Below are 21,979 nucleotides of genomic sequence, written 5' to 3' on the forward strand. Positions count from 1 at the left end.
ATTTTAACAATCTTAATGCTTACAATTCTTCCAAAGGGTTCCAAAAAAGTGTTTTGAAGTTTTTAATTCTGAAATTTTCTACTTCAATTCCTTCTGCTTCGAGTCTTTCCTGAAATTCCGGAACTGACAGAGTTCCCGAACTCGAAATCACACGATGCGCCGGAACGTCTTTCGGACAACCGCCCATTGCTTTTCCTACATGGCGCGAATGATTAGGAAATCCAACGGCTTTTGCTATCGCTCCGTAAGAAGAAACTCTGCCTTTAGGAATAAGTTTAGATATTTCCCAGACCTGTTGTTTGAAAAGTTCGTTCATTTTATTGATTTGAATAATCCAAATTTAACAAATTTCTCAATCGTTTCATTAATTTACCATCAACGTTATTAGACAATCTTGACAAGATTTCATAAGAGTTTTAAAAACAATTTTGCGAAGTTTAACACAAATTTATAATATATTAATATTTAAAAGGCATCATTGTTGTAAATTGAAGCATTGAATATATAACAAAATAATATGTCAAATTTTAAAGGAAAAGCAGTGATCGTTACAGGTGCTGCAATGGGATTAGGACTGGCTGCTGCCGATGCTTTAGCTTCAAAAGGTGCAGATCTTACACTTGTAGATTTTAACGCTGAAGCACTTGAAAAAGCCAAAACTGATTTACAGTCGAAATATCCTGAAAGTAAATTTCTTACGGTAACGGCAGATGTTTCGGTAGAAGAAAATGTAAAAAACTATGTCGATCAAACTGTAAAAGAGTTTGGAAAAGTTGACGGATTGTATAATAATGCGGGAATCGAAGGAAAACAGGCTCCGTTGGTTGAATATGATATTGACGTTTTCAAAAAAGTAATCGACATCAATCTTTTGGGAGTTTACTACGGAATGAAGTATGCAATTCCTGAAATGCAGAAAAATGGAAGCGGTAGAATTGTAAACGTAGCTTCCGTTGGCGGAATCAGAGGAGTTTTAAATCAAACTGCTTATGTTGCAACAAAACATGCTGTAGCCGGAATGACCAAAAATGCAGCTTTGGAATACGGAAAAGATAATATTCTGACAAATGCCATTGCACCGGGTGCAATTTTGACACCGATGGTTGCAGAAGCTTTTAAACAGGTGAATCCAAGCGATCCGAAAGCGGCAGAAACTGAATATGCATCAAGAAATCCTACGAGAAAATTGGGTGATCCAAAAGATGTCGGAAATTTAGTTGCTTATCTTTTAAGTGATGAAAACGGATATGTTTCGGGACAGGTAATCGCAATTGATGGTGGAGAATCGAATATGTATGGAAACTCGTAAGCAATAAGCAATAAGCAATAAGCAATAAGCAATAAGCAATAAGCAAAATTAGTTGTCCGTTAAATAGCGGACAATTTTTTTTTATATTTAAATTATAATTTTTTGTTTGCATAATTTTTGAATCATTCACTCTACCAAAATCTAAAATTATGAAAAAGTCAGTTTTCAGATTTTTAAATAAAATCAACAAAAAAGTTTTACCAAAATTGAGTGTTAAAGATCCTTTGAAATTAACAAAATTTCAGAAAGCAATTTTAGCGTACAGATATTTTGTACTGATTAATTCAATGGATTAATTTTTAATTTTATCAGAATAAATATTTTCTACCGACAATACAGCGGTCAACTAATGAATTTTAGTCAAAAAAAACGTCCCAAGATTTGGAACGTTTTTTATATATCAGAGCTTAAGACTCCAGTTTTATACTTTATTAATTTTCTAAAATATAAGAGAACATCAAAGGTGCACAAATCGTAGCATCACTTTCAACGATAAATTTCGGTGTCGTAATATCCAATTTTCCCCAAGTAATTTTCTCATTCGGAACAGCTCCTGAATACGAACCGTAAGAAGTAGTAGAATCTGAAATCTGACAGAAATATGACCAGAACGGAATGTCGTGCATTTCCATATCTTGGTACAACATCGGAACAACGCAAATCGGGAAATCTCCTGCAATACCTCCACCAATCTGGAAGAATCCAACTCCTTTTCCTGCTGAGTTTTTAGTGTACCAATCTGCCAAATACGTCATGTACTCGATTCCTGACTTCATTGTTGTTGCCGTCAATTCACCTTTTATGCAATATGAAGCAAAAATGTTTCCCATGGTAGAATCTTCCCATCCCGGAACAACAATCGGAAGATTTTTCTCTGCTGCAGCGATCATCCAGGAGTTTTCTCTAGGAATTTCGTAATACTGCTCAAGAACACCAGAAAGAATCATTTTATACATAAATTCATGCGGAAAATATCTCTCACCTTTTGCTTCAGCATCTTTCCAGATCTCAACGATGTGTTTCTGCAATCTTCTAAAAGCTTCTTCTTCAGGAATACAGGTATCTGTAACTCTGTTCAGACCTCTTTCCAACAAATCCCATTCGTCCTGAGCTGTCAAATCTCTGTAGTGAGGAACTCTTTCGTAGTGAGAATGCGCCACCAAATTCATCAAATCTTCTTCAAGGTTTGCTCCTGTACAAGAAATGAAATCAACTTTGTCCTGACGGATCATTTCAGCTAAAATTTTCCCCAATTCAGCGGTAGACATTGCTCCGGCCAAAGTGATCATCATTTTTCCACCTTCTTTAAGATGCGCAACATATCCTTTTGATGCGTCTACCAAAGCTGCTGCATTGAAGTGCAGATAATATTTTTCTATGAACTCAGTAATCGGTTTGCTCATTTTTCTAATTTTTTACAAAGATAAAATTTAAAAATGGAAAGTTGCCGCTGCGCTCAAAGAAAGTCTACTTAATCCTTCTCTTTCTTCCTCACCGAAATCTACCGTTGTACCATTGTATTTCATCTTGCTCAATGTTCCACCAGTAAGACCCAATTTAGGACCTATAAAAATATGATTAGTAAGTGCATATTGATAAGCAAAATTGGCTTCCAAACCAAGGTTAGAGCCTTTCCCTGTAATAGAACCGGTTTTGGTAGTGTAAGTAATCACGCCCAAAGCAATGTCATAAAATAATTTATGTTTTGTATCTTCTTTGAAATTTGAAAACATGTAAGCCGGACCAACAAAAGTGATATTATCTTTCGTACTTACAAATCCCGAAACAACTTGACCATTTGAGCCTTGTACAACAATTCTTCCATCACTTGACGCTAAATAAGTTGAATATTTCAAACCAACTGCGCTGTTGCTTTTAAGGTGATAATAAGCAGAAACACTTACATCTACTCCACTTTTTAAACCTTTGATGTAATCTCTTGATTCTTTTGAAATTCCTTCAGGCATTTTTGCAAGACGCCATGCGTAACCAACCGAAGGTATTACTGAAATTCTGGATTCTGAAGTTTCCTGTGCTGAGAAAAAGAATGGGATTGCGAATGCTCCCGTAAGTAAAAGTTTTTTAAACATTATCATTAATTTTCCGCAAAAATACATTTTTTTCCAAATGCAGAGAATTAAAACTTGAAACGTCTGTTTTCTTTTTTATCTGAATTTTGTTTCTTCTGCTGAATCCGTTTTTCTACCGAAGATCTTGTAGGTTTTGTCTTCGCTCTAAATTTTGGAATAAATAAAGATTTATCTACCAAATCAAGAATTTTTTCGATAGCAATTTTTTTATTTTGAAACTGCGTTCTGCTTTCTGAAACACTTAGAAATAAAAATCCCTCAAGATTGATTCTGTTTTTAAGTTTTTCTCTGATTAAACTCTTCTGTCTTTCGTTAAAAAATTCAGAATCATCAACTTTCCATGTTACAGTTACGGAGGTTTCTACTTTATTCACATTCTGACCTCCTGCTCCGCTACTGCGAGAAGTTTTGAAATTGAGCTCTTTTGTGAAATCTTTCATAGTGTTATTCAATGTTCAAATTTCCCTCCCTTGGAGGGTTGATTCAATTTTCTTTGGAAAATTGAGACGGGGTGGTTCGCGAGTTCAACTTTAAAAAAATTAATTATTATCAATCATCTTCAAAAGTTCTATTCTGCTTATTTTCCCATTTGGAGTTCGTGGAATTTCCTCAACAAAGATAATTTCTTTTGGTTTGTGAAAACTTTTTTCAAACTGAATTTCACTTATTTTTTTAATTAAATCGTCTGATTTTTCACCTTCAATGACAGCAATCAATTTCTGTCCCAAACTTTCATCTTTTAATCCTAAAAAAACAACTTCATTCGGAATTTCTTTTTTCACCAAATCTTCGAGTTCTTCGGGAAAGATTTTTGCACCTCCTGAATTGATGACATTATCAATTCTCCCTAAAAACCTAAATCGATTGTCATTGCTAATTTCGACTAAATCATTAGTTTGCAGAATTTCAGAATTTAGATCTGGTGCTGAAATTTTCAGACAGCCTCTTTCATCTTTTGATATAGAAACATTTTCAAAAGCTGTGAAATAATCATTCTGGTGAGGATAAATTTCTTTCAAGGCAATATGAGAAAGCGTTTCCGACATTCCGTACGTTTCGTAGATTTTAGTTTGGGAGTCAGAAAGCTTGAGCACTTCAATAATTTTTGATTTTAAAGATTCCGAAACTGCTGCACCACCGATAATCAGATTTTTAATCAAATGGATTTTGTTCAAAGAATTTTCAACCTGCAAAGGAGTCATCGCACAGAAATCGATAGTTTCATCTAAATCTTTTAAAGATTCCAAAGATGGATTTTTAACAATCAATTTCAACCTTCTTTCAAAAGATCTTACAATCATCATTTTCCCTGAAATATATTCTACAGGAAGACAGATCAATGCTTTATCATTTTCACTTAATCCTAAAAAATCACAGGTCATCTTTGCAGAGTTCAACATTTTCTGTTTCTCAATTTCAAAAATTTTCGGAATACCGGTCGATCCTGATGTTTGAACATTTACCTTCTCTGAATCCGATAACCATTCTTCTAAAAAAAAAAATACTTTTTTTTCAAATTCTGTCTGAGAATGTAAATTATTAATTTCGAGATTATTGAAGTCAATCACCATGGTTACGCTGCTAAAAATATCATGTAAATTTAAAAAAAAATAAAAAACGATTTGCAAGTAAATAAAAAAACTGTAAATTTGCATCACCAAAATAAAACAGACCTATAGTGTAGTGGTAACACACCGGTTTTTGGTACCGTTATCCGGGGTTCGAATCCCTGTGGGTCTACAAACCATCCTTTTTTAAGGATGGTTTTTGTTTTATAAAAATCTCTGTAAAAGTTTAAGTTTGATCACTTATATTATGTTGCGATTTAAACTTTATCAACAATTTCTTGCAAATGAATAAAAAAACTGTAAATTTGCACCACCAAAATAAAACAGACCCATAGTGTAGTGGTAACACACCGGTTTTTGGTACCGTTATCCGGGGTTCGAATCCCTGTGGGTCTACAAACCATCCTTTTCTGAGGATGGTTTTTTTATCTCATCAATCTTTCAAACTTGAAGTTTTATTCCAAAACTTTTAATCAAATTTCCCAAAAAAATTCTCTTGGTAACAAAAGCAAATCTGCTTACGTAAAAGTCTTATGCTTTAAATTAACAACAATATTCTGAATACAGATAATTGCCCAGTTATCTTCAATCAAATCCTTATTTGACCCACATTAATACTAGGTGAAAAAATTCATCAGCGGTTAAAGTATTTAAATCCTAATATTTGAAATAATTTAACCTCTCATAGCAGATTTAATCTCTTAATTTTATTGAATTTAACATGATTTTATGCGGGTTGGCAAACATATTGCAGGTATTTTTTATCAAAAGTTTTTCTTTTAAACTAAATCATAAAAAGATAATCATGAAAACATTCCTATATTCTTATTTTTCAATTGATAAAACTTAACATATAAGCACTTATAATTAAGATAGGCTCAATATCTATCGTCCTTACAAGTAATTATTTATGTTATTCTAAATCGTAGAAAATTGAAAAAAAAAATAAACTTTAAAAAAATCGTTAAAGGTATCATTATAACTATTATTTCGATACTGGTTATTATAATTCTCGCTATTTTCAGTCTGAGAATTCCTGCTGTTCAGAATTACGTTAAAGATAAACTTGTCGTTTATCTTGAGAAAAAGATCAAAACAAAAGTAAGTCTTGAAAAAGTTTACATCGGCTTTCCAAACAGTCTTGTTATGGAAAATTTGTATTTGAAAGGTCAGAATATCGACACCCTTTTAGCCGTAAGAAAGTTTGATGTTGGTTTAGATATGTGGAAACTAATCAAATCAAAAGCGGATATTACGTCGGTTGATCTTGAAGGTGTAAGAGCGAATGTCGTGAGAAAACCTGACGGAAAATTCAATTTTGATTATATCATTGATGCATTCGCAACTTCAGACAAAGAAGAAAGTACATCGAAGCCTTTTATTATTTCTTTAGATAAAATTAAACTGAAAGATATTGGTTTGACCTTCAATGATCAACAATCAAAAAATGACATCAAGGTTTATTTCAATTCTTTCGACACTAGAGTAAAAACGTTTGATCTACAAAATAATTCTTATGCAGTTAATGATATTAATCTTGATGGATTAAAATTAAAACTGAAACAGGATTTCATAGAAGAAGTTGCAGATAATGTTGAGCAGAAAGTAGATTCTCTTAATCAGAAAAAACCAATGAAATTGGGCTTAAGCGGAATTAAACTGACCAATTTCAACATTGATTATGGTGACGACAATACCAAAACATTTGCTAAAGTTCTTTTTAAAGAACTGAGCACCAATATTAATGATCTTGATCTTGAGAATAAATCTTACAATGTCGGAAATGTTTATCTGACAGGTGCAAATATTAATGCCAATCTGTATCTTCCGACTGCAAATGCAAATCCTAAAGATACAAAACCTGAAAAGTCAACATCACCAAATTCAGCGAAGGAAAAAGCGATGAAAGTTCTTTTAGGAAAACTGATTTTTGATGATGTAAAAGTCGCGTACAACAACACCGCAGTTGCTCCAACAAAAAGCGGAATGGATTTTAACCATTTAAATTTTGCTAAATTAAATCTTGATGTTCGAAACTTCAAAATGGAAAACAATGGTTTTGCGGGAAGTGTAAAATCTGCCGAGATTCAGGAAGCAAGAGGTTTGAATGTTCAGAAATTCAATACTGATTTTGTGTATGAAGCAGAACAAGCTTATCTGAAAAATCTTTATTTACAGACTCCGAAAACGGTTTTAAGAGACGAAATTATTCTTAATTACAACTCAATCGAACAGCTTTCTGCAAATCCTGGAGGTGTGAAAATCTCTGCAGACATCCGTGATTCTAAAATCGGGTTTTCAGATATTTTAAATTTGGTTCCGACCTTGCGAAATACCGCGCCGTTCAATAAATATCCGAATGCGACTTTGAATGTGAATGCGATTTTGAAAGGAACAATTAATGATCTTGCTATTCAGAATCTGAAAGTTTCAGGGTTGGATCAATTGAAAGTTGCGGCTTCAGGACGAATTAAAAATGCAATGAATCCTGATAATCTGTATTATGATTTAAAAATTGCAGAAGTTTCTTCATCTGCAAAGACGATTTATAATTTAGTTCCGAAAAATACGATTCCTAAAAATATCACTTTACCATCATTCTTTACCATAAAAGGAACCGCAAAAGGAACAACAAAAGTTGTTGACACCAATTTACGCCTTACTTCAACTCTTGGAAATGCCGGAATTATTGCGAAGGTCGACATGCGGAGAAAAAACCGTGAATTGTATGATGTAAAAGCCAATCTTCAGAATTTACAGATCGGAAAAATCATTCAGAATAAAGATTTAGGATCAGTTACTGCTCAGATTTCAGCGAAAGGAGAAAGTTTTGACTTTAAAAATGCCAATGCCAATCTTAAAGGTTTTGTACAATCTGCAACTTACAAAGGTTACCGTTATCAAAACATGAATCTGGTAGGGAAAATCAACCGCGGAGCATATAATGTAATTCTTAATTCAAAAGATCCGAATGCCAATTTACAACTGACAGCTTCAGGAGTTTATGACGACAAAAATCCGACCGTAAAAGTTAATGGAAATATCAATAAATTAGATTTAAATAAATTAGGATTCTACAAATCACCAATGATCATTGCAGGAGCAATTGACGGTGATTTTAAAAGTCTTGATCCTGATAATTTAAACGGATATCTGAATCTTAAAGATTTCGCCATTTCAGATACCAAAGAAGTTTATCCGATTCAGGAAGTTAACTTAGTAGCAGTTTCTACTGCGGATTCTACGAAGATCAAATTCAATTCTCAGATTGCAGATGTTGAACTGAACGGAAAATACAAACTGACCCAAATCTTCGGAGCTTTACAGAAAACCATCAATCAATATTATCAATTTCAGAAGCCGGGGAAAACTCAGAAGATTGATGCAGGACAATTTTTCACTTTCAATGCAAAAATCAAAAATGATGATTTGATCAGAAAATTTGTTCCCGAATTGAAAAGTTTTGAAACCATTAATATCAATGGAAATTATAATGCAGATTCTCAGCAAATTTTGGTTGACGCACAAATTCCACAGGTTTTGTATGGAACCAATACACTTGAAAGCACATCTCTAAAAATAACCAATGAAAATCAGGCTTTGCAATATGATCTGAGTGTTGCAGCTTTAAAAAGTGAAAGTTTTGCTTTAAATAAAGTCAATATCAACGGAGATGTTGCCAACAATATCATCAATTACAACATCACCACAAAAGACGATAAAGATGTCACCCAGTTTTTGATTGCCGGAAACGCAAAATCGATGAATGACATTACCGAAATTTCATTAAATCCAAATGGTTTAAAACTAAATTATATGGATTGGACGGTCGCCGAAAATAACAAGATCCAGATTTTCAGTCAGGGAATTGTTGCAGATAATTTTACTCTTTCGAATGCAGGAGCCGAGATTTCTTTGCAGTCTGAAAGCAGTTCTCCAAGCAGTCCTTTAAATGTTTCATTAAAAGATTTTAAAATTGAAACAATTACCGAAATCATTAAAAAAGATTCACTTTTAGCAAAAGGAACAATTAATGGAACGGCGCAACTGAGAGATTTAACTAAAAAAATGACTTTCACTTCAGACATCAATGTTTCTGACCTGATCGTTTACGGAAGTCCGGTCGGGAATTTGGCCATAAAAGTTAATAATCAGTCAGCCAATCTTCTGAACGCTGATATTGCACTTTCTGGAAACAATAATGATGTAAAAATCACAGGAAATTATAATACTTCAGCAAGTACTTTCAATCTGGATTTAGCCATGAATCAGCTTCAGATGAAAACGCTGCAAGGCTTTTCTATGAATGCGATTACAAATACGGAAGGTTATCTTTCCGGCAATCTGAAAGTTACAGGAACGACGACTGCGCCGAGCATTTTAGGTACAATCAAAATGAATAATGTCGGATTGATGATTTCTCAGACAGGAAGTGATTTCAGAAAGATCAATGATGAAATTGACTTTACGAGAAGAGGAATTGAATTAGACGACTTCAAAATCAATGACAAAGATGGAAATTCTTTAAAAATTGACGGACAGATTCTGACACAGACTTACAGAGATTTTGCATTTAATCTTGATGTGAACGCCAAAGATTTTAAAGTGGTGAATTCTGAGAAATCGAACGATGCAATGCTCTATGGAATTCTTTCTATTGATGCAGCATTACAGGTACGTGGAAATCTTGATCTTCCAAAAGTTGACGGAAAACTAGCAATTTCTAAAGACACCGACTTTACATTTGTTCTGCCTCAATCAAGTCCATCATTGCAGGAAAGAGACGGGATTGTAGAATTTATTGATCAGGATCAAATTGCTTTAAATAAAACCATTAAAGCAGATTCTATCGACACGCAAACACCGATCAAAGGAATGGATGTGAACGTGAATATCGAAGTGGATAAAGAAGCAAAAATGTCAATCGTGATTGATAAAGCAGCCGGAGATTTTGTGAAACTGCAAGGACAAGCTGATTTGACAGGTGGAATCGATCCTTCCGGAAAAACAACTTTAGTAGGTGTTTATCAGGTTGAAAAAGGTAGTTATGAAATGTCTGTAAGCGTTCTGAAAAGAAAATTTGACATCCAAAAAGGAAGTACCATTACCTGGACAGGTGAACCAACAACTGCCAATCTTGATATTACGGCAATTTATAAAACCGAAACCGCTCCAATTGATTTGATCGAGCAACAAGTTGGTGATGCAGATTTGAATCAATACAAACAGAGAATTCCGTTTAATACATTATTGATTCTGAAAGGTGAATTGTTGAAGCCTGAAATTACTTTTGACATTACAACAGATGAGAAAAACAATGCAGTTTCGTCTGCGGTTACAGAAACCATTGACGGAAAACTCGCTCAATTAAGACAAGATCCGAACGAGATGAACAAGCAGGTTTTTGCTTTACTTTTATTAAACCGATTTATTGGTGAAAATCCTTTCCAAAGTAACTCAGGAGTTTCTGCAGAGACGATGGCAAGACAAAGTGTAAGTAAAATTCTTTCTCAACAGTTGAATAATTTAGCTTCTGATTTAATAAAAGGCGTTGATTTAAATTTTGATCTGGAATCTACCGAAGACTACTCTACCGGAACTCAAAATACCAGAACTGATCTTAACATTGGTTTAAGTAAAAAATTACTGAATGATCGTCTAAAAGTTTCGGTTGGAAGTAATTTTGGATTGGAAGGTGAAGCCAGACAAAATGAGAATACGACCAATATTGCAGGTGATGTAACTGTAGATTACAGCCTTTCAAGAGACGGAAGATATATGCTTCGTGCTTACCGTAAAAATGATTATCAGGTTGCATTACAAGGTCAGATCGTAGAAACGGGAGTTGGATTTATCATCACCTTAGATTATGACAAGTTCAGAGATATTTTCAGAAAGTCTAGAAATAATCGAAATAAGGAAAACAGAGAGAATAAGAAAAAACTAAATAACCAAGTCGTAGAATTTAAGTAAATGAAATCGTCATTAACATTTTTTAAACATACAATATTGACGATCCATTTGAAAAAAAACAAATCTAAATCTACAAATGAAAAGCAAATTTAATATATACTGTAAATATTTTCTAGCGTCGGGAATCACTGCTGCGGCTGTCTCGTGTAGCAATACCAAATTTCTGAAGGAAGGACAAATGCTTTATACAGGAGCAGAAGTAAAGATTGAAAATGATACACTTCCCAAAAAGAAAAAGAACGAACTGAAAGCCGCGCTTGAAGAAAATTTAACGCCAAAACCAAATTCATCGTTTCTTGGTTTAAGACCAAAACTTTACGCTTACAATGTTACAAAAGAACCGAAAAAAGAAAAGGGTTTAAGATATTGGCTGAAATATAAATTTGGTGAGGAGCCTGTTTTATTAGGTGATGTCGACAGAGAATTTAACAAAGATATTATTGTCAATTATTCTGAAAACAAAGGTTATTTCAACGCCAAAGCAAAGTACGATACCGTTTCAAAAAATAAAAAAGCGAGAGTAATTTACACTTTAAATCCTGGAGCGCAATATTTAATCAGTAATGTGAATTTTGTTCAGGATTCTTCTCTTGTTAATCGGGAAATTCAGAATTTAAAGGAAAAAACTTTATTAAAAGCAGGAAATCCTTTTGACCTTGATGTCATCAAATCTGAAAGACAGCGAATTGATGATGGCTTAAAAGACAAAGGTTTTTATTATTTCAATCCCGACAATATTATCGTTCAGGCAGACAGTACGGTAAGTAAAGATCATAAAGTTGAGATGATTGTTAAACTAAAAGACAACACTCCGAAACTGGCCAGGGAACAATTTACGATTGATAAAGTAGTTGTTTTTCCTAATTACAATCTTCGTGATGCCAAAAAAGGATTGTATAAGATCCCGATGAATCCTGATTCTCTGAAAGGTTACGAGTACAACGATATTTATGTAGTTGATCCTAAAAAGAAATTTAAACCGAGAATGTTCGACCGTGCTTTGTATTTCGACAAGGGAGACATTTACAACAGAAAAGATCATAATTTATCACTGAACCGACTGATTAGCTTAGGTGTTTTTAAATTTGTAAAAAATGAATTTGTAGTTTCAGATTCTATAAATCATAAGTTTGATGCGTATTATATTTTGACTCCAAGAGAATTACAATCTTTACGTTTGGAAGCTTTGGGAAGAACCAATTCTGCAAATTATGCAGGAAGCGAATTAAATTTAAACTGGACCCAAAGAAACTTCTTCCGCGGTGCAGAGCAGTTTAAAGCTTCTGTTTATGGTGCTTTCGATGTTCAGATCGGTGGTCCTGCAGATGCAGAAAATATTTTCAGAGCTGGTGCAAATGCGCAGTTGTCAATTCCAAGAATTGTCGCACCGTTCAATTTTAATTCGTCGAGTGCGTTTGTTCCGAGAACCAATATTCAGATTGGATATGAATTCCAGAACCGTACAACTTTGTATACTTTAAACACATTCAATGCATCATTCGGATATCAGTGGAAAGAAAATGTAAGAAAAGAACATGAACTTAAATTGATTGATGTTTCATTAATCGATCCGGCAAATGTAACACCAAAATATGAAGCAAAATATCCACAAAACCCTTATTTAGAGAGAGTGGTTACACCGCAACTTATTTTTGGCCCAACTTATTCTTACACCTATTCCACCACAATGCTTCCCCGAAAAAACACATTCTATTATAAAGGAATGCTTGATTTGGCAGGAAATATTACCGGACTTGTAACCGGAGCTAATGTAAAAGAAGGAAAAGAAAAATCAATATTTGGAGTTCCTTTCAGTCAGTACGCAAAGATTGAAAATGATTTAAGATTCTATCATAAGTTTACAGAAAAAACATCTTTTGCTTCAAGATTCATTGCCGGAGTTGCCTTGCCTTATGGAAATTCAGAATATATTCCGTTTTCAAGACAGTTTTTTGTAGGGGGAAGTAACAGTATCAGAGCTTTCCGTGCAAGAACTTTGGGACCCGGAAGTTATGATCCGAGACCGCAACAACAGAATGGTGGTTTTGTATTTGATCAGGCAGGTGATATCAAATTGGAACTGAACGCAGAATATCGTGCTAATCTTTACAAATTCTTAAATGTCGCTGCGTTTGTGGATGCTGGAAATATCTGGTTAATCAATGATGATCTTGATGAAAACGGTGTCAATACAAGACCAGGCGGAAAATTTTCTAAAGATTTTTTAAGTGAAGTTGCTGTAGGAGCCGGAGTTGGTTTGAGACTAGATTTTTCAATTCTAATTATGAGACTTGATCTCGCAATGCCTCTGAGAGTTCCTTACTACGAAAAAAGTGACCGATGGGTTCTTGACAGAATTAACTTTGGGGATTCAAACTGGAGAAAAGACAATCTGATCTTGAATATTGCCATCGGATATCCATTCTAATGGCAGATTGCCTTACTTTTAACAATATTAAAGATTTACACATCAATGGGAACGGGCTTTAGTCCGTTTTTTTTATTTAAATAATCGGATTGGCTTTAGCCAAAATCTATAAAGCGGCTGTTTAATCTTTCATAAGCAAATTTATTTTTCTTTAGATTCACAATATTCCATTTAAGGAATAATCTTTGCGTTAAATCGTTTAACAATTTTATTTCTTAATCTCACATTGAAGAAAATATTAATCACAATCAAATCACATCTATTAAATTCGAATTTATGCTAAAAGAACTAAAATTTTTCTGGGAAACCGTCAAAGAAACCTACACAGAATGGAATAATTCTTCTGCATCCAACGACTCGGCGAGTTTAGCGTACTATGCAATTTTCTCGATTCCGGGTTTGCTGATTATAATTATCTGGATTGCAGGATATGTGTTTGGTGAAGAAGCAATTCGTGGACAAATCAGTTCGCAAATAAGCGGATTGATGGGACAGGATGTTGCAAAAAGCATTCAGGATATGATTGCCGGAGCGTTGATTGACAAAGAAAATATTTTCATGAAAATCGTAGGTATCGGTTCATTAGTATATGGTTCCACCACTCTATTTTTCCAATTGCAGAAATCTTTGAATAATCTCTGGGATGTGGAAGCTGCACCCAAAAAAGCTTTGGTTAAATTTCTTTTAGACAGAGCCAATTCTTTAGGAATGATCCTGATTTTAGGATTCTTATTAATGATCACGATGGTTTTATCTTCCTTGATTGGTTTATTTAATGATTTCATTACCAGATATTTTGGTTTGGAAACTTATATCATTGTAGAACTTATCAATTTCGCCATCGGTTTCGGAATTGTTGTTGTGCTTTTTGCCTTAATGTTTAAAGTACTTCCCGATGTAGAAATCAGTTGGAAATCAGTTTGGAAAGGCGCATTGTCGACGGCAGCATTATTTACGTTAGGTAAATTTTTACTAAGTCTTTACTTTGGGCAATTTAAACCTACTTCAGCATTTGGAACAGCAGGAACGGTGATTTTAATAATGATGTGGATCAACTATTCGTGTATGCTGGTCTTTTTTGGAGCTGAATTTACGAAAGTATATACCCTGAAAAAAGGATATAAGATTATCCCTTCAAAACATGCCAAATGGAGCAGTGCAAAATTGTATAGAGACAGTCAGCAAAAAGATGCCACCACTTAAATTTACTATAAAAAAAGCCTCCTGAAAATTTTTCAAGAGGCTTTAATTTTTACATTCTGTTTACGGTTTCAATTCCCAATAATCGTAATGACTTTTGGATAGTCTTCGCAGTCAAATCAGATAAATTTAAACGATATTGCTTAATATTCTCGTCTTCCTGAATCAAAATCGGGTTGTTTTGATAGAAAGAATTGTAAGACTTAACCAAATCATAGAGATAGTTTGCAACCAAAGCGGGACTTAAACTCTCTGCAGATTTTTCAACAACAGATTTATAATTTGCCAATTGCATAATTACTTCCTTTTCATATTCATTTAATTCAACTTTAGCAATTTCTCTATTTGAGTAATTTGCTTTACTCAATAATGACTGAATACGAGCATAGGTATATAAAATAAACGGTCCTGTATTTCCATTAAAATCGATACTTTCTTCTGGATTGAAAAGCATTTTTTTCTTCGGATCAACTTTCAGCATAAAATATTTCAATGCAGCCTGACCAATAATTTCATAAGATACTTCTTTTACTTCCTCTGAAAGACCTTCTAATCTTCCTTGCTCTGTTGCTTTTATTTTTGCTTCTACATACATTTCCTGCATCAATTCATCTGCGTCTACAACAGTTCCTTCACGAGATTTCATTTTTCCATTCGGAAGTTCCACCATTCCATATGACAAATGGAATAAATGATCTGCCCATTCATAACCCAGTTTCTTTAAAATTTTAAATAATACCTGGAAGTGATAATCCTGTTCGTTTCCTACGGTGTAAATTAGTTTCTGAAGATTATTTTCTTTAAAACGCTGTACAGCCGTTCCCAAATCCTGAGTCATATAGACAGAAGTTCCGTCTGAACGAAGCAAAAGTTTCTGATCTAAACCTTCATCCGTCAAATCACACCATACAGAACCGTCCTCTTTCTGATACAAAACGCCCTTTTCCAAACCTTCCTGAATAAGATCTTTTCCTAAAATATAAGTATTGCTTTCATACTGAACCTGATCGAAATTCACCCCCAATCTTTTGTAAGTTTCACCGAAACCTTCGTAAACCCATGAGTTCATTTCGTTCCAAAGACTTCTTACTTTTTCGTCACCATTTTCCCAATCAAGAAGCATTTGTTGAGCTTCTTTCATCAAAGGAGCATCTTTTTTAGCCTGATCTTCTGAAAGTCCCTGCTCAATTAACTCGCCAATTTCTCTTTTATATTCCTGATCAAATTTGACATAATAATTTCCGACAAACTTATCACCTTTCACATGATCCGTTTCCGGAGTTTCACCTTGACCAAATTTCTCCCAAGCCAACATTGACTTACAAATATGAATTCCTCTGTCGTTGATAATCTGACTTTTGATCACATCATAACCGGCTTCCTCAAGAATCTGAGCCACAGAAAAACCTAACAAATTGTTTCTTACGTGTCCTAAATGGAGTGGTTTATTGGTATTGGGTGAAGAATACTCAACCATAACCGTTTCGTTTTTCTTTTCGATATTTGAAAACTGGTCTGCAACAGTTTTAAACTGATCAACAAAAAACTGATTTTTAACTTTTACATTTAAAAAACCTTTAATTACTTTGAAACTTTCAAGCAATTCGGTTTGTTCTGTCAAAGCCTCACCCATTTCAACTCCAATACTTTCAGGATTTTTTTTCAACTGTTTCACTAAAGGAAAAGTAACGATCGTAAAATCACCTTCAAACTCAGTCTTATTCTCCTGAATTTCGAGTTGTATATCTTTAAGCTGGTAGACATTAAGGATAACCTCTGCCAGTTTTTGTTCTATGATATTTTTAATATTCATTATTCTAATTTGAAATACAAATATACGGAAATAAAAAAACCGCCCGAAGGCGGTTTGTAATATAATTAATCTAAGCTGAATAGATTAATTTTGATTCCAGAATGGAGTGTATTGGTTTTTAACAAACAACTGTTGGCTGGTAATATTAGGTACATTAGCAGAGTTTGCTGCAGTTTCAGTTGAAGGATACATTAAACGATATGGTTTATTAGCAACAGCTGCAGTAACCGCCATAGGAGTAAAAGGATACCCTGTTCTTAAATAGTCTATATAAGACTCTACAGGAGATACATTGGTTAACCCAATCCACTTTTGAGTCATAATAGCTTCTAATTTGTTATTAAATGAGCCTGTCCATCCTAAACCAGTTCTAGTTGCAATAGTTGTTTTATAAGTACCTATTGTTGCACCAAGCCATGACGCAGAGGCATCTATAGCATCATTGAAATAACTATTTGCTTGTACATCTCCTCCAAAAATTGCTGGATACCTTAGAGCCGCTTCAGCAAGTAAAAACTTGGTCTCTGCTAAAGACATTATCATACCACCTCTAGTATTAGAAGATGAAATAGTTTGAGCTATTGTCGAACCAGGCAAACTACCAGCAAAAGTAGCATTAGCAAATTTAGAAACAGTAGTCAAATCTAATGGAGCACCAGGCTCTCCTGGCAAAGCTCCTTGTCTTGTACCCTTAACCTGAGCTACTCCTTGGTAAGTTACTGAACTAAATAATCTAGAACTTCTAGGATCTACAATACCATTAAATTTAGCATCACTTGGAAGAGATGAATATGAAGTTACACTACCTACTCTATTACCATTTAAAGCTATTGCCATATGTTCAGATGCTGTTATCCAGTTGTACCTTGCGGCAGTAGAGCCAGCAGAATTTGCTCTGTACGAAGCAACAAATGGATTCATTTTATCATCATTAGCATTGCTATAACCAGGATTAACTACTACATTAACGATATTAAAATCTGTAACAGGAGTACCATTAAAATCTGCCAATTTAGAATCTCTGTATGTTGCCATCTCACCAGTAACATTAGACATTCTTAATAGCATTCTTAATTTGATTGTTCTTGCAAAATTTTTCCACTTATTCATATCACCAGTGAAAACTACATCTTCTCCACCTGGTGCAATTGCATTAGAATTAGCACTATTAATTAGAGCAATTGAAGCATCTAAATCTGAAATTAGAGCTTTATAAATATTCTTATCATCATCATATTTAGGAGTAGTATTAAAACCTCTCATGAAAGCTTCAGAATAAGGAGAATCTCCATAAAGATCTACAATATATTGCATATAAAAAGCCTTCATAATTTTAGCCATAGCAACATAATTATCTTGTGCATGATCTGAATTATTATAATCTTCTATCAGCTTAAAATTCGCACATTGCAGGTATATAGTAGACCAAATACCTGAATAGAAAGAACCATCTACTGTATTAAGAGTAAATTCTCTTCCAAAAAATCCACTAGTAAAAGAATAGCTATTAAGAGCCCAGCTATTCATCATTGTGCCACCAAGTTCCATCATAGAGCCTGCACCGGCAGTTTGTACTGCATGAATAGAAACGGCAGCACCCGGGAAAATAAGTTTAGGTGCAACATTTTCAATATGTGCAGAATTTGGATTTTCGTTTATATCTAAATAATCATTACAAGATACCACTCCCAAAGAAAGAGATAATATAAGTATTGTACTTTTAATTTTATTCATAATTTTTAAATTTTAAAAGGTTGCACTAAAACTAAAGCCGTAAGTTCTAGTAGTAGGGTACTGCCCAGTTTGGGCTATACCATTAGCATTTGGACCACCTGTACCCAAGGCTTGACCTGGTTGTTTATTAATAGCACCAGAATTACTTGTAGTTTCAGGATCTGCATAGTTTGCATTAGAATCTGCATACCAAACAAAAGGATTTCTTGCATAAATACCAAAAGACATACTATTTACAAAAGTATTTTGTAATAAAGATTTCGGAAGAGTATAGCTTAAGGCAATCTCCCTTATTTTAAGAGCGGTACCATCTACTATATAGTTTTCACCTACTGCAGGATAACTTGCCCCAAAATAATTAACAACACTTGAATAATTTGCTACACCATTAACTGGAGTAGTATTTGTAACATAAGCTCCACCAACTAATTGTACAGAGTTAGGCACGATATAACCTTGAGATCTATCGAAATTGGCAGATTCTTCTAACTGACCATTTTGCGACATACCATTCTTAACCGTAGCTACAAAACTATTTCCTGTACGATAATCTGCGGTACCAGAAAGTGTAAAACCTTTGTATCTGAACGATGTACTAAAACCTAAAATATAATCAGGATTTACTTTACCAAGAACTTGCAAATCAGAATTTACTAAAGGAATACCGTTAGCGCCTACAATCACTCTACCTTGGTCATCTCTTTGATATGTAGTCCCCATAATTAAAGGGAAATCCTCACCAACTTTAGCATATACACCATAAGGAGCATAAGCTAACAACGAAACTCTATCTACACCACCATCAAGTGCTGTAACTTTAGATTTATAAGATGAATAAGAACTACTTAGTTTCCATTCAAAATCTTTAGATCTGAAAGGCACTATTTCTAGATCGAATTCTTGTCCTTTATTAGTCATATCTCCAACATTTCCCAAAAAAGTAGAAATACCAGCAGCAGAAGAAGTAGTTTTTCTTGTAATAAGATCAGTTACCTTTAAATCATAAACAGCAGCCCCTAACGAAATTCTATCTTTAAAGAATCCTAACTGTATAGATGCTTCTTTAGAATAAGTAAATTCAGGTTTAATATCTGGATCTGTAGGATTTCTATTTATTGCAAATGAGGATACGTTAAAAGGGAAACCTGCAGGTATTAAACCTGTAACTTCATCGGTTCCATATGTTGGAATCGCAGCAGCACTTCCTACTTTTGTATATCCAACGGAGATCTTAGCATAATTTAGTACATCATTATTTTTTAAAACATCAAATGCTTTTGTAGGTACAAATGACGCTCCAACAGAATAATAAGGAAGAGATTTAGTTCTGAACTCATCAGTACCAGTAGGTCTAGTCGCTGTCGCAGAATTTCCTTCGTATCTAAATGTAGAGTTTACATATAAATAATCTTTATAAGATAAATCTAAGTTTGCTAAACCTGCTACAGTTCTTCTTCTAGACTGTGTATTTGCCAAATTACTGGTTGTATCAAGATTCTGAACATTATTAATATGATAGAAACCTGGTATTTGCAAATTACTACCACCTTGTGTAACAACTGAAGTGCTAACATCAGTATTATTAAAACCAACGTTTAACTTCATATTGATATCATTCGTTAAATCATAATTAAAATTAACTAATAAATCACCATAATAATCAAACGTTTTACCTATACTCTTATAATAATTAGATATTATGTCTTCAGTACCAAAATCAGTTGGATTTAAACCATCCAAAAATGTTCCTGAATTTGCCCATTTATTTTGAGAATATAAAAAACCATTGTTATGGCTTTCTCCCAAAGTAGAAAGAGTACGCATATTTGCTAAATAAGAAACACTTATGTTTTTATTAATTTCATATTCAGCTTTTAAATTACCTACAAAAGTTGTAGATTTATTATCATATCTTACATTTTCTATTTGCCAATATGGGTTAGCATTATGACCATATACCGTCCAAGCACCCATTGCTCCAGAATGAGAAAATTTAGTAACATCTACGTTTGTAGGTGTATTCAATAATTCATTATAAAGGTTAGGATCAGTTTCAGAAGTACGCTGATCTATTAAATTAAAAACACCATCAATCCTAAAATCGCCCAGCTTTTTTCCTGCTTTAAAGAGAATATTATTTCTTTTCAATTGATCCTGATCTACTACGAAATCATTCTGTACTCTATTCAGTGATAAAAATGCATAAGAATCTCTACCTCCAACATTCATCGATATACCATTTTGGTACAAAACACCTGTCTTAAAGAACTTTTTGAAATTATCTTTTATAGGAGCATAAGCGCCAGTTATAAAACTACCATCAGCCTGAGGTAAACCAATTGGTAAAATTTGACCCGCTATAGCAGGATTAGAATACTCCGGACCCCAGCTACCATTCTCGTAAGGAACAAAATTGGTACCATTATAATCTGTAGGATCAAAATCAGGTTCACCTACCCATCCCTGTCCATATCTTTGTTGAACTTTAGGTAGCTTATAAATTGATGAAAAATCTATATTAGAACTTAATGTAAATGTAATCTTTTCTGAATTACTTCCTTTTTTTGTTGTTACAATAATCGCTCCATTACTACCTTGGGAACCATATAATGCAGCACCTTGTTGTCCTTTGATAATATTCACACTTTCTATAACTTCAGGTGGCAATTGCTGGAAAATTGCAACAGTTGAAATAGCCCCATCAATTACAACAAGCGCGCCATTGTCACCTGTAATTGATCTCTGACCACGAAGATTAATAGTTGCCTGAGAGTTTACGCTACTGTTAGGAACATTAATCTGTAATCCAGAAACCTTTCCAGTTAATGCTAGTACAGCATTTGGATTTCCCGCTTTTTTAAGCTCATCTGTTTTAATAACTGCATTACTACCAATTACTGCATCTTGCTTCTTTTTTATACCAAGAGCACCAGTAACAACTACTTCTTCAATATTCTGTGTTCTAACTGTATCTTTTTTCGTCTCCTGAGCATTTACGACTACTAAGGATGAAGATAATACTAAAGTTAAAACACCCGTTGTCAATTTCTTCATAATTTATACATTAATTTTGTGTGAGCAAAGTTGTGAAAAATTTCCTTAAAAAACTGTTAAAAAAATATATTATTTTTAGATTTAGAATAATTTTATTTTTTATAATTTTGACACTTTAAACATGCTAATTTTTATGGAATTATTAAAAAAATGGTCGAATTTTTATATTGAAGCTGGTTGCGACGAGGTGGGAAGAGGATGCCTAAGTGGACCGGTTGTAGCAGCTGCAGTCATTCTTGATGAAAATTTTGAACAGAACTTAGTAAATGATTCAAAAAAATTAAATTTTAAAACGAGATTGGAGCTTGATTTTTATATTAAAGAAAATGTAAAAAGTTATGCGATTGCCGAATTACCTCCCACATTTATTGATCAACATAATATACTGAATGCCAGTATTCATGCAATGCATCAGGCTTTAGATAAATTGACAATACGCCCAGAACTAATTTTAGTTGACGGAAATAAATTTCATCCTTATAATTACATTCCACATCAATGTATTATTAAAGGTGATTCTAAGATTTTATCGATTGCAGCAGCTTCGATTTTAGCTAAAAATTACAGAGACAGATTAATGATTGAGTTGCATGAAGAACATCCTGAATATGGATGGAACACCAACTTCGGTTACGCAACAAAAAAACACCAGAAAGCCCTGATAAAGCACGGTTCAACAAAATATCACAGACAATCTTTCAGATTAAAATATGATTAATTAAACTAAGGTGTGAATTATAAAATTTAAAACACCAACTATTTTTGACCACATTACCATAAAAAAGAGAAGCAATAATTTGCTTCTCTTTT

At 33.7% G+C, this 21,979-nt stretch carries 14 protein-coding genes and 2 tRNA genes; 8 read left to right on the top strand and 8 right to left on the bottom strand.

Annotation, left to right across the window (positions count from 1 at the left end):
* Positions 1-19 precede the first annotated feature (19 nt).
* Positions 20-316 (bottom strand): MGMT family protein, encoded by a 297-nt coding sequence (locus NZ698_RS13140; protein ID WP_263003620.1) that lies wholly within the window; start codon positions 314-316, stop codon positions 20-22.
* A 201-nt stretch (positions 317-517) separates the two neighbouring features.
* Here NZ698_RS13140 and NZ698_RS13145 point away from each other — a divergent pair, with 201 nt between their 5' ends.
* Both NZ698_RS13145 and NZ698_RS13150 read left to right on the top strand, forming a co-directional pair.
* On the top strand, positions 518-1,309 hold the full coding sequence (locus NZ698_RS13145; protein ID WP_263003621.1) for a glucose 1-dehydrogenase: 792 nt from the start codon (positions 518-520) through the stop codon (positions 1,307-1,309).
* Between the two features lie 149 nt (positions 1,310-1,458).
* On the top strand, positions 1,459-1,605 hold the full coding sequence (locus NZ698_RS13150; RefSeq protein ID WP_263003622.1) for a hypothetical protein: 147 nt from the start codon (positions 1,459-1,461) through the stop codon (positions 1,603-1,605).
* A gap of 135 nt (positions 1,606-1,740) precedes the next feature.
* Here the strand turns inward: NZ698_RS13150 and NZ698_RS13155 are convergent, their stop codons facing one another.
* The 4 genes from NZ698_RS13155 to NZ698_RS13170 all read right to left on the bottom strand — a co-directional run bounded on the left by NZ698_RS13155 (position 1,741) and on the right by NZ698_RS13170 (position 4,970).
* Complete coding sequence (locus tag NZ698_RS13155) at positions 1,741-2,712, bottom strand: deoxyhypusine synthase family protein (protein WP_047444737.1); 972 nt, start codon at positions 2,710-2,712, stop codon at positions 1,741-1,743.
* Between the two features lie 27 nt (positions 2,713-2,739).
* The gene (locus NZ698_RS13160; RefSeq protein ID WP_263003623.1) at positions 2,740-3,399 is read right to left on the bottom strand and encodes a hypothetical protein; all 660 of its coding nucleotides are present in this window, start codon (positions 3,397-3,399) and stop codon (positions 2,740-2,742) included.
* A 47-nt stretch (positions 3,400-3,446) separates the two neighbouring features.
* Positions 3,447-3,839 carry an alternative ribosome rescue aminoacyl-tRNA hydrolase ArfB gene (gene arfB, locus NZ698_RS13165; RefSeq protein WP_263003624.1) on the bottom strand — a complete coding sequence of 131 codons (393 nt, stop codon included), beginning with the start codon at positions 3,837-3,839 and terminating at the stop codon, positions 3,447-3,449.
* 99 nt (positions 3,840-3,938) lie between these two features.
* Positions 3,939-4,970, bottom strand: coding sequence for an AMP-binding protein (locus NZ698_RS13170; protein WP_263003625.1), 1,032 nt, complete (start codon positions 4,968-4,970; stop codon positions 3,939-3,941).
* Positions 4,971-5,068: 98 nt separating this feature from the next.
* Between NZ698_RS13170 and NZ698_RS13175 the strand changes: the two genes are divergently transcribed.
* The 5 genes from NZ698_RS13175 to NZ698_RS13195 all read left to right on the top strand — a co-directional run bounded on the left by NZ698_RS13175 (position 5,069) and on the right by NZ698_RS13195 (position 14,571).
* Positions 5,069-5,139, top strand: a tRNA-Gln gene (locus NZ698_RS13175).
* A 153-nt stretch (positions 5,140-5,292) separates the two neighbouring features.
* Positions 5,293-5,363 (top strand) — tRNA-Gln (locus NZ698_RS13180).
* Between the two features lie 537 nt (positions 5,364-5,900).
* Entirely contained in the window at positions 5,901-10,940 is a 5,040-nt protein-coding gene (locus NZ698_RS13185) for a translocation/assembly module TamB domain-containing protein (protein WP_263003626.1), read from the top strand.
* Between the two features lie 76 nt (positions 10,941-11,016).
* Complete coding sequence (gene tamL, locus NZ698_RS13190) at positions 11,017-13,368, top strand: translocation and assembly module lipoprotein TamL (protein ID WP_263003628.1); 2,352 nt, start codon at positions 11,017-11,019, stop codon at positions 13,366-13,368.
* 276 nt (positions 13,369-13,644) lie between these two features.
* Positions 13,645-14,571, top strand: coding sequence for a YihY/virulence factor BrkB family protein (locus NZ698_RS13195; RefSeq protein WP_263003630.1), 927 nt, complete (start codon positions 13,645-13,647; stop codon positions 14,569-14,571).
* Positions 14,572-14,620: 49 nt separating this feature from the next.
* Here the strand turns inward: NZ698_RS13195 and argS are convergent, their stop codons facing one another.
* The 3 genes from argS to NZ698_RS13210 all read right to left on the bottom strand — a co-directional run bounded on the left by argS (position 14,621) and on the right by NZ698_RS13210 (position 21,169).
* Positions 14,621-16,381: an arginine--tRNA ligase gene (argS, locus tag NZ698_RS13200; protein ID WP_263003631.1), complete on the bottom strand. Its 1,761-nt coding sequence runs from the start codon at positions 16,379-16,381 to the stop codon at positions 14,621-14,623.
* An 84-nt stretch (positions 16,382-16,465) separates the two neighbouring features.
* A complete protein-coding gene (locus NZ698_RS13205) occupies positions 16,466-18,115 on the bottom strand; it encodes a SusD/RagB family nutrient-binding outer membrane lipoprotein (protein ID WP_263003632.1) in 1,650 nt (549 codons plus the stop codon).
* Positions 18,116-18,127: 12 nt separating this feature from the next.
* Positions 18,128-21,169 carry a SusC/RagA family TonB-linked outer membrane protein gene (locus NZ698_RS13210; RefSeq protein WP_263003633.1) on the bottom strand — a complete coding sequence of 1,014 codons (3,042 nt, stop codon included), beginning with the start codon at positions 21,167-21,169 and terminating at the stop codon, positions 18,128-18,130.
* Positions 21,170-21,302: 133 nt separating this feature from the next.
* Between NZ698_RS13210 and rnhB the strand changes: the two genes are divergently transcribed.
* The gene (gene rnhB, locus NZ698_RS13215) at positions 21,303-21,887 is read left to right on the top strand and encodes a ribonuclease HII (RefSeq protein WP_263003634.1); all 585 of its coding nucleotides are present in this window, start codon (positions 21,303-21,305) and stop codon (positions 21,885-21,887) included.
* Positions 21,888-21,979: the final 92 nt, after the last annotated feature.

Origin of the sequence: Chryseobacterium edaphi, assembly GCF_025628985.1 — a bacterium.
GTDB lineage: Bacteria > Bacteroidota > Bacteroidia > Flavobacteriales > Weeksellaceae > Chryseobacterium > Chryseobacterium edaphi.